Below are 13,780 nucleotides of genomic sequence, written 5' to 3'. Positions count from 1 at the left end.
ACTTATATATAAGCCACAAGTTTGGTGACAAGAAGCGAGGAGAGTGAATGATTTGAAAATGGATTTCCTTAGAAAAATAATTGGTGGAATTCTCCTTGTTTCATTAATATCTTTAAGTTTCAATAAACCCTTTCAACAATATCTTCATATCCCAAATAGCGTCACTATCTTTGAAGGCCAAAATACAGTGATAAACAGTTCATCGATACCTGCATCAAGCATGATGACAGAGGACAATTCAGTGGTTGCCTTAAGTCAAGATGAAGGGAAGTATTCGCTGCATGGTGAAGAGAATGGTAAAAACGAAATGGTTTTAGAGCTGGCAGGCTTTCCGATAAAAAAAGTTGATGTGAATGTTTTAAAAGACTTTAAAGTTATCCCAGGCGGACAATCCATCGGGGTAAAATTAAATACAGTTGGCGTATTAATCGTCGGCCATCATCAGGTGAACACGGAAAATGGCAAAGCTTCCCCTGGTGAAAAGGCTGGCATAAAAGTTGGAGATATGATTACAGAAATCAATGGCAAACAAATCGAAAAAATGGCGGACGTAGCACCATTTGTCCAAAGTGCAGGCGAAACTGGAGATCCGCTTAACTTAACAATAATGAGAGAAAAAGAAAAAATCAAAACAAAATTGGTTCCTTTAAAAGAAAAAGGATCAAGCACATATAAATTGGGGTTATATATTAGAGATTCAGCAGCTGGAATTGGAACGATGACGTTCTATCATCCGCAATCAAAAAAATATGGAGCTTTAGGCCATGTCATTTCTGATATGGATACGAAAAAGCCAATAGTTGTTGATGACGGAGAAATTTTGCGATCGACTGTTACAAGCATAGAAAAAGGGGAAAATGGCAATCCAGGTGAAAAGCTGGCGAGATTTTCTTCTGATAAAGAAGTAATTGGTAATATTACAACAAACAGCCCATTCGGAATTTTTGGTGAACTAAATAGAGGTATCTCCAATGGAGTGATGGATAAAGCAATGCCGATTACCTTATCCGACCAAGTGAAAGAAGGACCGGCTCAAATTCTTACTGTTGTTGATAATGACGAAGTGAAATTGTTTGATATAGAAGTGGTCAGCTCTGTGCCGCAGAAATTCCCAGCAACAAAAGGGATGGTTATTAAGGTAACAGACAAGGAGCTTCTGAAGAAAACAGGAGGAATTGTGCAAGGAATGAGCGGCAGCCCTATCATTCAGGACGGTAAGCTTATCGGAGCAGTTACCCATGTTTTTGTTAATGACCCGACTAGTGGATATGGTGTTCATATTGAATGGATGCTGAATGAAGCTGGAATTGACATTTATGAGGAAAACAAGCAGAAGGCTTCCTAAATGAAAAGAAGCGCACCAATTAGGTGCGCTTTTTTTTATAGGTTTGAAAAGATAAATTCAAGCAGCAAACCAATTCCTAGGAACAATCCGAAGAATGTATTTGTTTGGGCTGTTGATTTCATCGCAAGTGGTGTTTCACTGCGGCTGCCTTTAAAGCCCTTGATTGCTTGGATTGGTTTAGCAATACTTAAGAATACAATTAAGAGCCATGGACTGCTTACACCAAATAGGATGATTCCGATAACCCATATATACGATATGGCAAATAATGCAGCAAGGAGCTGGACAGCTCTTTCAAATCCCATTAAAATCGCAATTGTTTTTCTGCCCCCGAGAGTATCCTCTTCAATATCTCTTATATTGTTAGACAGGTTAATGCAGCCGATTAAAATCGCGATTGGCACAGAAATCAAAATGCTTTGTTCATTAACAAAACCTGTTTGAATATAGAAAGAAATAAGGATGAAAATCGTTCCCATGCAAATGCCAGAAAACAATTCACCAAATGGAGTGTAGGCAATAGGAAGCGGTCCTCCTGTATATAGGTAACCAATTGCCATACCAAGCAGGCCGACAAGAGCAATCCACCAGCTTGTGCTCATACAAATATAAACACCTAAAAGGAGCGAAACAGCATAAAGGCCGACTGCCAAGTTCATAACTGTTTTCGGCTTCATCCCGTGTCTGACAATAGCACCGCCAATCCCAACAGAATCGGCAGTATCCAATCCGCGAATGAAATCATAATATTCATTGAACAAATTCGTAGCTATTTGAATAAACAAACAAGCAAACAGCATCGCCAAAAATAAACCTGGATGAATCTGTTCATATTGTAATGCTAAAACTGTTCCGATAAATACAGGAACAAAAGAAGCAGTTAACGTGTGTGGTCTTGTCAGCTGCCACAATACTTTATGTGTAGGCTGATCGTTCTTTGCAACATTTTCCATAAAAAAAATCCTTTCTGTAAAACCATTCTAAAAAATAATACGATATGCGAAAGTCCATCTTTTATAATAACTTAAATTTCCCGTCAGCAACAAGAGCGTATTCATAAAATCGCCATATTTTTTTAGTTATAAAATACTTATTTTTTTAATGGGGTAAAATTATCAGCTTTAATAACCATTAAAAGCTTTATTCTCACCTAATAAAGGTTGTATAATAAATACATAAAGATTATTCGACAAACACGCACAGAAAGCAGTTGAATGGCGAAATTGGTCGAAAATAAGAGAATTCATGAGAAAAAACGAGTTTTTCTATATTTTTTTATAAAATCAAAGGATTTTTAGTTACTTTGTCGAAATTGTCATTTAGAATAAAAGTAGAAATAGAGAGATATTGGATATTGAGGAGGAAACTATCATTGAAGAAAATACAAGTATGTGTTGTTGATGACAATAGAGAACTTGTTGGATTGCTGGAGGAATACATAAATTCCCAGGAAGATATGGAAGTCGTCGGTGTAGCCCATAACGGTCAGGAGTGTTTGGATCTTCTGGAGGATATACAGCCTGATGTTATGGTATTGGATATAATCATGCCTCATTTAGATGGTTTGGCCGTTCTCGATAGAATGAAGCAATTGAGTATTCCATCCATGCCAAATGTCATTATGCTGACAGCCTTTGGTCAAGAGGATGTCACAAAAAAAGCTGTTGACCTTGGAGCATCTTACTTTATTTTAAAGCCATTCGATATGGATTATTTAGCTAGCCATATCCGCCAGGTGAGCGGCAAATCAAACGGTTTTGTCCGCAAACAAACATCCTCAACATCTTACAGATCACAGCAGCAAGAACAAAAACCAAGAAATCTTGATGCAAGCATCACGAGCATCATCCATGAAATCGGTGTTCCTGCCCATATTAAAGGCTATCTTTATTTAAGGGAAGCTATTTCAATGGTGTATAATGATATTGAATTATTAGGCTCGATTACAAAAGTTCTTTACCCTGATATTGCTAAAAAATATAATACCACTGCGAGCCGTGTAGAGCGGGCAATTCGTCATGCGATTGAAGTGGCGTGGAGCAGAGGCAACATCGATTCCATCTCCACCCTGTTCGGCTACACTGTCAGCATGTCCAAAGCAAAACCAACGAACTCAGAATTTATCGCGATTGTGGCAGATAAGCTGAGATTGGAGCATAAGGCTTCCTAATAAAGATTGTCACTAATCTAATAGGTAAATGAAGAAAAGCACTTCCTATTTATTAATGGGAAGTGCTTTTTTCTGAAATAAAATAGTCAAGTAAGACACAAGAATACTTCTTGTTCTAATAATTCCGCTCATTTTCTAATATTTCAATAATTGCCTCAAGATTATAAATGGTTTGATCGAGCATGTTAAGCAGTTCTTCCTGCTTTTTAGTATCTTTCGTATGTAGGCTTTCTTGCGTTAATGAATGGATGGTTTCGACCTCTTCTAGTGCACCGTCCATTGCGAGCATAGTACTGCTGTATTGGAATCTTTGTTTATCTGTCAGCAAATCTTCTTTTTCCTTATAGATTGTTGGCAAAGATTCTAAGTCACTAGACAGGATACTTTCTTCATTATTCCTTTTTAACGCAATTAATTCATCAATCAAGCCATCGATTGTTTTATGGGTCGTGTCAATATAATCCATTTCCTTTATTTCATCAGCATTGCTTTTTTCTTCATCATCTGTAATGTTAAATTCTTCTGAACGCCTTACTTCAAGTGAACATCCTGCCAACAAAAATAAGCTTAAGACAAAAAAAACAGCAATTCTAATCTGCATATTATCTTTATTTCCTCCAGACCATTTAATGAGTATAAGTTATATACGGGTTATGATTCAGAATTGTTTCAAAATCTGCATATGTTCTTTTCGTGCAAGTAAATTTGTAAAAAAATCAGCCGAATATCTTTATGTAAATAAAAAAAGTAAAAAAAGAGACCGTGTTGAAAACCCGGTCTCTGTTCACATCCATTTTTTAGCCCATAATTCCACTGCATCCAATGCTTTGCCTAGTTCATGGCCTTTTTTTGTCAAAGAATATTCCGTTCGTATCGGTCTCTCTGTAATAACATTGCGTATGACGATGCCGTGATGCTCAAGATCCTTAATTCTTTCATTCAGCATGCGTTTGCTGAGATCTGGAATAAAGCTGTGAATTTCACTAAATCGCTTCGGTTCATCCATTAATGCGTGAATAATAAGTCCAGTCCACTTTTTGCTGATGAATTGATACAGCTTCTCCACCTTTTCGCTTAAGTTGCGCGGAGTCTTTTCTTCGCTCATTTCCTTCATCCTCATTTTTTTAGTTATTAATGATAACCAATATATTATAAATAACATAGTTAAATAATTAAAAAAATCAGCCTTACTTACATAATATCATATAAAACGTTTTCAATAAATGGTTTTGTGACAATTGTGTGGCAGTGACCGTTGACGAAGAAAAAATAGGGGAGTAGAATCTGTAACGTAAATTAACCAGTTAACTTTTAGTAACCAAGTTAAAGGAAGAAGGAATAGAAGATGAGCAAAGTTATTTTCTTAGAAAAAGACGGTTCGATTCATACAACATTAAAAGGTAAGGATGTCCTTGCAAATCCATTGCTAAATAAAGGCGTTGCCTTTACAGAAAAAGAAAGAGAGGAGCTTGGCCTTAACGGTATCTTGCCTCCAGCGGTCTTGACGCTTGAAGAGCAAGTAAAAAGAGCATATGAGCAATTTGCTTCCAAATCAAGTAATCTGGAGAAAAACAATTCATTAAATGATTTGTTCAACCGCAACGTGGTTTTATATTACAGATTGTTAACAGATCATTTGAGCGAAATGCTGCCGATTGTTTACACACCGACTGTTGGTCAATCCATCCAAGAATACAGCCACGAATATCACCGTCCAGGTGGTGTTTACCTGTCTGTTAATGATTTAGATGGAATTGAGGAAGCACTTGCGAATACTGGTGCTTCAGCAGACGATATTGATTTAATCGTTGCAACAGACTCTGAGAGCATTTTAGGTATTGGTGACTGGGGTGTCGGCGGAATCAATATCGCAATTGGAAAACTGGCTGTATATACAGCAGCTGCAGGTATCCACCCAAAACGTGTATTGCCAGTAGTGCTTGATGCAGGTACAAACAATGAAAAGCTAATTAACGATCCATTATATATCGGTAACCGCCATGAAAGAATTCGTGGTGAAAAGTATAATCAGTTCATTGATGCTTATATTGAAAAAGCACTTGACATGTTCCCGAATGCATTGCTGCACTGGGAGGATTTCGGTAATGTGAACGCACGCCATATTATTGAGAAGTATAAAGATAAAGTTTTAACATTCAATGATGACATCCAAGGTACTGGAGCAGTAACGTTAGCAGGTATTCTTTCAGGATTAAAAATCAAAAATGAATCATTAAAGGATCAACGTGTATTAGTGTTTGGACCAGGAGCTGCCGGTATTGGTAACGCAGACCAAATGAAAGATGCGATGGTTCTTGAAGGTTTGACAGAAGAAGAAGCATGTGCAAGATTCTGGGCTGTTGATCACAGAGGTCTGTTGACAGATGGCATGGACGGTATTTTGAGCTTCCAAAAACCATATGTACGTTCAGAAGCAGAAGTTGCAGGCTGGGAAAAAGAAAATGGCATTATTTCATTAATGGAGACAGTTAAACAAGTGAAGCCGACCATTTTGATTGGTACTTCAGGTGTTGCAGGTGCTTTCACAGAAGCAATCATTAAAGAAATGGCAAAACATGTTGAGCGTCCAATCATCATGCCGATGTCAAACCCAACGCATCTAGCCGAAGCAGTTCCTTCAGACCTGATTGAATGGACAGACGGAAAAGCGTTAATCGCTACTGGAAGCCCATTTGAGCCTGTTGAATATAAAGGAATTAGCTATGAAATTGGTCAATCAAACAATGCCTTTGTATTCCCAGGCCTTGGTCTTGGTTCGATTGTAGTAAAAGCTAAATTAATTACAGACAGCATGTTCATTGCATCTGCAGATGCAGTTGCAAAGCTTTGTGATACTAGCAAAGATGGAGCTTCATTGCTGCCAAGTGTTTCTCAGCTTCGTGAAGTTTCCTATGAAGTAGCAGTTGCTGTTGCTAAAGCAGCCATTGAAGATGGAGTTGCACAAGATATTCCTGCAAATGTGGAGGAAGCTGTGAAGGATGCTATGTGGTATCCAGTATATAAAGATATTGAAGCAATGTAAGTATTGTTGAAAGAAATAAGGCTTTAAAGAGGGAGGCTTTTAATCTTAGTAATACGGATTAAAAGCCGGATTTACCCTAAAGAGCAGTCTCACTTATTTTTTTAAGAATTAAAACCTACTTAATAAATAGGTTAAGTAGAGTTTAGTAGCACAATTTTTGAGCGTATTGATACGCTTTGGATAACATTTGGGGGATTTAAATTATGGGTATAGGTCAAATATTTATTATATTAATACCAATTTTCTTTGTCATTATTTTAGGTTATTTGGCAGGGTATTTTAAAAAGTTCGATGCTGCTTCATCTAAAGGCTTGAACACACTTGTTACAAAGTTTGCGTTGCCAGCACATTTATTTGTCGGAATTACAACAACTTCTAAACAAACACTTATCGATAAATGGCCTTTCTTTGTCACAATGTTCATAGGTATTATCGGTTTCTATGTAGTTCTTTTACTGATTTCACGTTTTGTATTTAAAACATCAACAACTCCAGCATCTATGTTTGCATTAAATTCTACGCAGCCATCATTTGCATTTATGGGTATACCAGTATTAGGAAGTATATTTGGGGCGGATGCAGTTGCAATCCCTATTGCGATAACTGGTGTAGTAGTTAATGCACTTCTTGATCCATTGGCTAGTATTATCGGAACTATTGGCCAGTCAAGCACCAATGCGAAGGAAAAGGGACAAAGCTTATGGAAAGTGACTGTTTCATCTATTCTGCATGGATTGTCTGAACCGCTTGCATGCGTGCCGTTGCTTGGTGTCGTTTTAATACTTTGCGGCTTCCATTCACCAGATATACTAGCAGACAGCTTAGATGAAATTGGTTCTATCACTTCTGGTGCAGCTTTATTTGCTATTGGGGTAACAATTGGTATCCGCAATATTAAATTCAGTAAAACTGCTATCAGCATTGCCTTCATAAAAGCGATTATTCATCCGTTGGCAATGGTATTGATTGCTCTAATGATGGGATTATCTAAAACAGATATGACAAATGCAATCTTATTGGTTGCTTTCCCAGGCTCAGCAGTAGCTGCGATGATTGCAACAAGGTTTGAGACATTGGAAGCTGAAACAGCGTCCTCCTTTGTCCTCAGTGCCATCCTTTCCTTAATTACATTACCAATCTTCCTGTCTTGGTTGATGTAAGATCATTTTAACAGGCTGGGACACAAGTATGTAAAATACGAATCAAAACCAAACTATTTTTATCATTTATTGATTAATAGTTTGGTTTTTTTGTTTCGATTATATACAATAATTAAAAATCTTAGTGGAATCGAGCGGAGGTCACTCGACTCCTGCGGGAAATAGAGGGAAGGATGAGACCCAGCAGGCGAGGACGAGGAGGCTCATCTTTCTCCCCGCGGAAAGCAAAGTGGCCGAGAGCGCAATGAAACGAACTAATTTTAAAGCCGTATTGAATAATACCAAGCTTTATTGTTTCTAAGTTTAAGTTAGATGGAATATTATTATTCGTGTTTAGATGGGTTATATTTTGTATTGGCTCATCTTTATCGTTGCAAGGTTATTTTTTAGAAGGATTACGAAAATGACAATCAGTCGAAAAGTATAAAGAAATCATAAATTTTTCATTCTTTTTGTAAACTTTGTTGTAAAAATTTGCTTTCCCATGTTTAACCTGTTACTATAAAGGAGACTTATTTTTGTTCGAAGTAAATAGTTAGGATAGAACATTCTTTATTTTTTATGAAGAGCAAGGATAGTAATACATAGTGTGTGAAGCACATAGGAGGAAACAAAAATGGCTACAGGTAAAGTAAAATGGTTCAACGCTGAAAAAGGATTTGGTTTCATCGAAACTTCAGAAGGACAAGATGTATTCGTACATTTCAGTGCTATTCAATCTGAAGGTTTCAAAACTTTGGATGAGGGCCAAGAAGTTTCTTTTGACATAGAAGAAGGACAACGCGGACCACAAGCTGCTAACGTTACTAAAGCTTAATTAACTTTCAACAAAAACAGACTCTAACTTTCGTTAGGGTCTGTTTTACTATCAACACAATTTCTAGTTTAGGAGTGTGTGTATATGACATTGATATTTGCTCACAGAGGTTATTCTGCCCGTTTTCCTGAAAATACGATGATAGCTTTCACGGAAGCAGAGAAGGCTTCAGCGAACGGAATTGAGCTGGATGTGCAAATGACGAAGGATGGCGAATTAGTCATCATTCATGATGAAACAGTGGACCGCACGACAAATGGAACTGGATTTGTTGCAGAACATACTTTTAGTGAGTTAAGGAAATTACAAGCTTCTTATAAATTTACTGGTGTTAACGAAAAGATACCTTCATTAAAAGAGCTGTTTGAATGGATGCAGGGCAACTCCTTATTATGCAATATTGAGTTTAAAAACAATAATGTCCCATATGATGGCATGGAAGAAAAAACAATTAATCTTATTTCTGAGTTTGGATTAGGTGACCGGATTATCTTTTCTTCCTTTAATCATTACAGCATGGTGCTCAGCCACCGAATTGCCCCAGAAATAGAAACAGCCGCACTGCTTTCAGATAGAATATATCAGCCATGGATTTATGCAACAGCAATCAAGGCTAAAGGAATTCATCCTAATTACAAAAGGATCACCATTCCAATGGTGGAGCAGGCTGAAAGGTTTGGCATAAGTGTTAGGCCTTATACCGTTAATGATGCAATGAAAATGACAGAGTTTATCCAAGCCGGAGCGTCCGCTATTATTACGGATGAACCAGTTCAAGCTATGCAAATTCTTCAGGCATCCTCTAAATAGGACTGTGCGGTTCCTGCTACTAATGCAGGTACCTTTTTTATGTAAAAAATGTAAGCGTTTAAATTGAATAAATTATCAGAATACATAAAAATCGAGAAAAAATTTGCATGGAATTGCAAATATGTTTATAGTATAGATATGAAATAAATTGCACGGTTAATATTTTATGATTATGCAAAAAGTGAGGTTTTTGCAAATGGATTTATCCTATCAATCAACAGAACAATCGATCTTTCAGGACTTAAAAGAAGCGGTCGTGCTCATTGATAAACAAGGAAGAATTGTTTATTACAACCAGCAGGCAAGCACGCTTGCTGCACATCAGAACAAAAGGCCGTTAGCGAAGGATGCGCATATTCTTGATGTCTTTCCTAAAGCAGAGCTGATGAGAGTGCTCCAGACGAAAAAGGCAGAAATCAGAAAGTTATTCCGTCTGTCTGAACATATTTCCGTGCATGTGTCCCGTTTTCCCCTTTTAAACAAGGATGGAGAATTACTTGGAGCAGCTGCGATAATTCAGCAGGATAGGGCATTGGAAGAGGATTGGCGTGTTGATGAATACATACAACAGGGAATGCAGGCAGTACTGCAAAACGCATCACAAGCATTTGTGATTATGGATGAAAATCTGTTAGTTATCTTGCAAAATCCTGCATATGAGAAGTTTCAGTATTTATTAAAAAAAGACAGTTCTGCTGAAGCGGAATGGAAGGAACAGCTCAGTAATGTGAGCAAAAAGACGATGGAGACTAGAAGGACTGTTGTGCAAAAAGTGGCAGGACCTTCAATAGAAGGAAATATTAGATGTATTCCTAACTTGATCGATGGGATATGGAAGGGCTGTATTCTGTTTATTGATTATGATATAGAGCAGGCGGAACTAAGGAAGAAGCTTGAGCAATCTAGAAAAATTATTCGTACATTAGAAGCACAAAGCCGGTTTGAAGACTTTACAGCAGAGTCCCCGCGGATGAAGATGGCTGTGCAGCAGGGGAAAATAGCAGCTGATATGGATTATATCGTGTTTTTGCGTGGTCTTGCCGGTACTGGCAAGAAAATGTTTGCAAATGCCATCCATAATGAGGGGAAGAGAAGATATCAAGCATTTACTGCTATTGATTGTTTGCAAGAGCAGGAAAAAGTTTCAGCGTTTTTGGAAATGCTTAGAAGTGAAGATACTTCCCTGCAGCCTTCAGGTACGGTGTATATGGAAAATATTACAGATCTTTCTATGGAGCAGCAAAAAAAGCTGCATCTCATCTGTTCCAATCAAGATGAAACTGCCGGATACCGTTTAGTTCTCTCCGCTTCTGTTAATGTGGAAACGGCAATGATGAAAGGTTTGTTTCTGCAGGAACTATATTATGAACTGCTGCAGACGAGCATTCATCTCCCTTCCCTTAAAGAAAGGAAAGAGGATATAGCTCCACTGGTGAAGGAATGGATACAACTAGCCAATAAGGAGTATGGCAGCTGTGTTGCTTCTGTTGACAAGACTGCAATAGAAGCATTGCAAAGCTTCCCGTTTGAACATCATTTCAGAGAAATGCGGGCTGTTGTTTTTCATTCACTTGCAAAAATAGATAGACAGAAAACAATCCTTAAAGAAGCTGATCTCGCTTTTTCAAGCAGCACTGCTGACAACAGTCAGAATGCAATCCTTCTAGAACCAGAAGATAAACCGCTTTCTGAGCTTGTTGAGGAATATGAAAAAGTTATTATCGAGCGTACATTGGCAAAACTTGATGGAAACAAGACGTTAACAGCGAAGAAGCTAGGCTTATCTGTCCGGAATTTATATTATAAATTGGAAAAATATCATTTAAACTAACAAATAAAAACTGTCTGGACAGGGAGGATTATCAAAGATGATGGAAAAACATCGAATATTAGTCATAAACCCTAAATCCGAATCAACAGTTATTTCCCTATATGAAAATGAAGTGCCAATCTTTGAGCAATCTATCATGCAGGAGGATACAGCAGATTATCCTAACATCGCTGCCCAGGCGCCTGCAAGGACGAAGAAGGTTCTGGATTTTCTTCTATCTGAAGGATTTAATCTTTCCAGGCTTGACGCAATTGCCGGAATAGGCGGCTTGTTAAAGCCGATTGAAGGCGGAACATATATGGTGGACAGTGCGATGATAGCAGATCTTAAGGCAGGCGAAAGAGGAGAGCATCCTTCCAATCTTGGCGGATTAATAGCAGCGGAGATTGCCGCGGGATTAAATATCCCTGCTTTTATCACTGATCCAGTTGTGGTTGATGAACTTGAAGACATTGCCCGAATATCAGGATATCCCCTTATTTCCAGAAAAAGTGTCTTTCATGCATTAAATCATAAAGCAAGCGGCAGAAGGGCTGCGATGGAGCTTGGCAGGTCCTATGAGGATTGTAATTTTATAATAGCCCATTTAGGAGACGGAATTACGGTCGGAGCACATAGGTGCGGAAAAGTCATTGATGTTAATAATGGTCTGAACGGAGAAGGGCCCTTCAGCCCTGAAAGAGCTGGAAGTCTTCCACATGGTGATTTGGTCGACCTCTGCTATTCCGGCAAATACAGCTATAAGGAAATGAAAGAGCAGCTGCTGTACCACGCAGGTATAAACAGCTATTTGCACAAAAAGGAACTCCGTCAATTAGAAGCCGGTATCAAGGAAGGCAGCACGCAGGATAAGCTCATTTTCGATGCACTTTCTTATCAGATTGCAAAAGAGATTGGCAGTGCAAGTACTGTTCTTGCCGGCAGAATTGATGCAATCATCTTGACAGGGGTTATGGCTTACAGCACGATGCTTGTGGACGAAATTGTCGAACGGACTAAATGGATAGCAGATGTGTTCACATACCCGGGTGAAAATGATATGCAATCATTAGCAAATGGATGTTTACGTGTTCTTCGCGGGGAAGAGCAAGCAAAAGCATATAACATAAAGTGATTTTTTAGGAGAGTGAATATAGTGGCTAACGAATATGATTTAGTTATTTTAGGAGGCGGGACAGGCGGTTATGTTGCGGCAATCCGCGCTTCCCAATTAGGTTTAAAAACAGCCATAGTCGAAAAAGGCAAACTCGGCGGTACATGCCTCCATAATGGCTGTATCCCAAGCAAAGCCTTACTGAGAAGTGCAGAGGTTTATTCAACGGCTAAAAGAAGCGAGGACTTCGGTGTGCTTGTGAATGATGTGAGCTTTGATTTTGGAAAGGTTCAAGCAAGAAAAAATAGTATTGTCACCCAGCTGCATAAAGGTGTCGAGTATTTGATGAAGAAAGGGAAAATCGACGTATATGAAGGGAAAGGAAGAATTCTCGGTCCATCTATATTCTCTCCCATTCCAGGGACTATCTCTGTTGAGATGAATAACGGAGAAGAAAACGAGATGCTACTTCCTAAAAACGTGATTGTCTCTACTGGTTCAAGACCTAATACATTGCCCGGACTCGAGATTGACGGAGAGTTGATTATCAGCTCAGAAGAAGCATTAAAAATGGATAAACTTCCAAAATCAATCCTTATTGTCGGCGGCGGTGTCATCGGTGTAGAATGGGCTTCCATGCTTGCTGATTTTGATGTAGATGTGACCTTAATAGAATACAGCGACACAATTGTGCCAACAGAGGATAAAGATATTCGCCTTGAACTGAAGAAGCAGCTGGAGAAAAAAGGTGTCAAGGTTGTCATAGGTGCTAAAGTATTGCCTGAAACGCTGGAGAAAAATGAGCATGTCACTGTTCAAGCAGAAATAAAGGGTGAAAAGGTGTTCTTTTCAGGCGAAAAGCTGCTTGTTTCAGTCGGCAGAATCGGCAATGTGGAAGGATTGGGTTTGGAAAATACAGAAATCATCTTCGACAATAATACCATACAGGTAAATGAGAATTTCCAGACGAAGGAAGCTCATATTTATGCGATTGGCGATGTTATTGGAGGACTTCAGCTGGCCCATGTTGCTTCCCATGAAGGGATAAAGGCTGTCGAGCATATTGCAGGATTGCAGCCAGAGCGACTAGATTACAAAAAAATCGCAAAATGTATCTATACTAGTCCAGAAATAGCGAGTATTGGATATACAGAAGAAGAAGCAATAAATGCAGGCTTTACAATTAAAAAAGGGAAATTCTCCTTCCAGGCAGTCGGAAAAGCACTAGTATACGGAGAACCGGAAGGCTTTGTCAAAATAATTGCTGACAGGCAAACAGATGATATATTAGGTGTTCATATTATCGGACCTCATGCTACTGACATGATTTCAGAAGCAGCGCTAGCTGCCACACTGGATGCCGCTCCATGGGAAATAGGAGCAACGATACACCCTCATCCGACATTATCTGAAGCAATCGGAGAGGCTGCATTAGCAGTTGATGGAAAGGAGATACACGGATGACGCAAATAGCTGGAGATAAAAAAGTGAGACAAGGAAATGTAGGAGGT

General features: G+C 38.6%; 12 protein-coding genes. 9 read left to right on the top strand and 3 right to left on the bottom strand.

Annotation, left to right across the window (positions count from 1 at the left end; all coding sequences use genetic code 11):
* Nucleotides 1–58: 58 nt before the first annotated feature.
* Complete coding sequence (spoIVB, locus tag MKX82_RS13205) at nucleotides 59–1,345, top strand: SpoIVB peptidase (protein WP_445738845.1); 1,287 nt, start codon at nucleotides 59–61, stop codon at nucleotides 1,343–1,345.
* Nucleotides 1,346–1,380: 35 nt separating this feature from the next.
* Here spoIVB and MKX82_RS13200 read toward each other — a convergent pair whose 3' ends face one another.
* Complete coding sequence (locus MKX82_RS13200; protein WP_237941688.1) at nucleotides 1,381–2,298, bottom strand: 1,4-dihydroxy-2-naphthoate polyprenyltransferase; 918 nt, start codon at nucleotides 2,296–2,298, stop codon at nucleotides 1,381–1,383.
* Between the two features lie 419 nt (nucleotides 2,299–2,717).
* Here MKX82_RS13200 and spo0A point away from each other — a divergent pair, with 419 nt between their 5' ends.
* Nucleotides 2,718–3,515 (top strand): sporulation transcription factor Spo0A, encoded by a 798-nt coding sequence (spo0A, locus tag MKX82_RS13195; protein ID WP_233313221.1) that lies wholly within the window; start codon nucleotides 2,718–2,720, stop codon nucleotides 3,513–3,515.
* A 115-nt stretch (nucleotides 3,516–3,630) separates the two neighbouring features.
* Here the strand turns inward: spo0A and MKX82_RS13190 are convergent, their stop codons facing one another.
* Entirely contained in the window at nucleotides 3,631–4,116 is a 486-nt protein-coding gene (locus tag MKX82_RS13190) for a hypothetical protein (protein WP_341077720.1), read from the bottom strand.
* A gap of 183 nt (nucleotides 4,117–4,299) precedes the next feature.
* Entirely contained in the window at nucleotides 4,300–4,620 is a 321-nt protein-coding gene (locus tag MKX82_RS13185; protein ID WP_233313224.1) for a winged helix-turn-helix transcriptional regulator, read from the bottom strand.
* A 240-nt stretch (nucleotides 4,621–4,860) separates the two neighbouring features.
* Here MKX82_RS13185 and MKX82_RS13180 point away from each other — a divergent pair, with 240 nt between their 5' ends.
* The 7 genes from MKX82_RS13180 to lpdA all read left to right on the top strand — a co-directional run bounded on the left by MKX82_RS13180 (nucleotide 4,861) and on the right by lpdA (nucleotide 13,733).
* Nucleotides 4,861–6,558, top strand: a complete 1,698-nt coding sequence (locus tag MKX82_RS13180) for an NAD-dependent malic enzyme (protein ID WP_233313225.1) — start codon at nucleotides 4,861–4,863, stop codon at nucleotides 6,556–6,558.
* A gap of 203 nt (nucleotides 6,559–6,761) precedes the next feature.
* Nucleotides 6,762–7,718: an AEC family transporter gene (locus MKX82_RS13175; RefSeq protein ID WP_233313226.1), complete on the top strand. Its 957-nt coding sequence runs from the start codon at nucleotides 6,762–6,764 to the stop codon at nucleotides 7,716–7,718.
* Between the two features lie 616 nt (nucleotides 7,719–8,334).
* On the top strand, nucleotides 8,335–8,535 hold the full coding sequence (locus MKX82_RS13170) for a cold-shock protein (protein ID WP_127737529.1): 201 nt from the start codon (nucleotides 8,335–8,337) through the stop codon (nucleotides 8,533–8,535).
* An 84-nt stretch (nucleotides 8,536–8,619) separates the two neighbouring features.
* Nucleotides 8,620–9,345, top strand: coding sequence for a glycerophosphodiester phosphodiesterase (locus MKX82_RS13165; protein ID WP_341077711.1), 726 nt, complete (start codon nucleotides 8,620–8,622; stop codon nucleotides 9,343–9,345).
* 196 nt (nucleotides 9,346–9,541) lie between these two features.
* Entirely contained in the window at nucleotides 9,542–11,176 is a 1,635-nt protein-coding gene (locus MKX82_RS13160) for a sigma 54-interacting transcriptional regulator (RefSeq protein WP_341077709.1), read from the top strand.
* Between the two features lie 40 nt (nucleotides 11,177–11,216).
* Nucleotides 11,217–12,290 carry a butyrate kinase gene (gene buk / locus MKX82_RS13155; RefSeq protein ID WP_341079541.1) on the top strand — a complete coding sequence of 358 codons (1,074 nt, stop codon included), beginning with the start codon at nucleotides 11,217–11,219 and terminating at the stop codon, nucleotides 12,288–12,290.
* A 21-nt stretch (nucleotides 12,291–12,311) separates the two neighbouring features.
* The gene (gene lpdA, locus MKX82_RS13150) at nucleotides 12,312–13,733 is read left to right on the top strand and encodes a dihydrolipoyl dehydrogenase (protein WP_233313229.1); all 1,422 of its coding nucleotides are present in this window, start codon (nucleotides 12,312–12,314) and stop codon (nucleotides 13,731–13,733) included.
* Nucleotides 13,734–13,780: the final 47 nt, after the last annotated feature.

Origin of the sequence: Niallia sp. FSL R7-0271, from assembly GCF_038005785.1 — a bacterium.
Taxonomy (GTDB): Bacteria; Bacillota; Bacilli; order Bacillales; family Cytobacillaceae; genus Niallia.
Note: the sequence above shows the minus strand (reverse complement) of the source record. Positions and strands in the feature narration are given on the sequence as shown.

Coding starts and splice junctions, on each gene's coding strand:
- spoIVB (WP_445738845.1), top strand. CDS start 59: ATGGATTTCCTTAGAAAAATAATTGGTGGAATTCTCCTTGTTTCATTA.
- MKX82_RS13200 (WP_237941688.1), bottom strand. CDS start 2,298: ATGGAAAATGTTGCAAAGAACGATCAGCCTACACATAAAGTATTGTGG.
- MKX82_RS13190 (WP_341077720.1), bottom strand. CDS start 4,116: ATGCAGATTAGAATTGCTGTTTTTTTTGTCTTAAGCTTATTTTTGTTG.
- MKX82_RS13185 (WP_233313224.1), bottom strand. CDS start 4,620: ATGAGCGAAGAAAAGACTCCGCGCAACTTAAGCGAAAAGGTGGAGAAG.
- MKX82_RS13180 (WP_233313225.1), top strand. CDS start 4,861: ATGAGCAAAGTTATTTTCTTAGAAAAAGACGGTTCGATTCATACAACA.
- MKX82_RS13175 (WP_233313226.1), top strand. CDS start 6,762: ATGGGTATAGGTCAAATATTTATTATATTAATACCAATTTTCTTTGTC.
- MKX82_RS13170 (WP_127737529.1), top strand. CDS start 8,335: ATGGCTACAGGTAAAGTAAAATGGTTCAACGCTGAAAAAGGATTTGGT.
- MKX82_RS13165 (WP_341077711.1), top strand. CDS start 8,620: ATGACATTGATATTTGCTCACAGAGGTTATTCTGCCCGTTTTCCTGAA.
- MKX82_RS13160 (WP_341077709.1), top strand. CDS start 9,542: ATGGATTTATCCTATCAATCAACAGAACAATCGATCTTTCAGGACTTA.
- buk (WP_341079541.1), top strand. CDS start 11,217: ATGGAAAAACATCGAATATTAGTCATAAACCCTAAATCCGAATCAACA.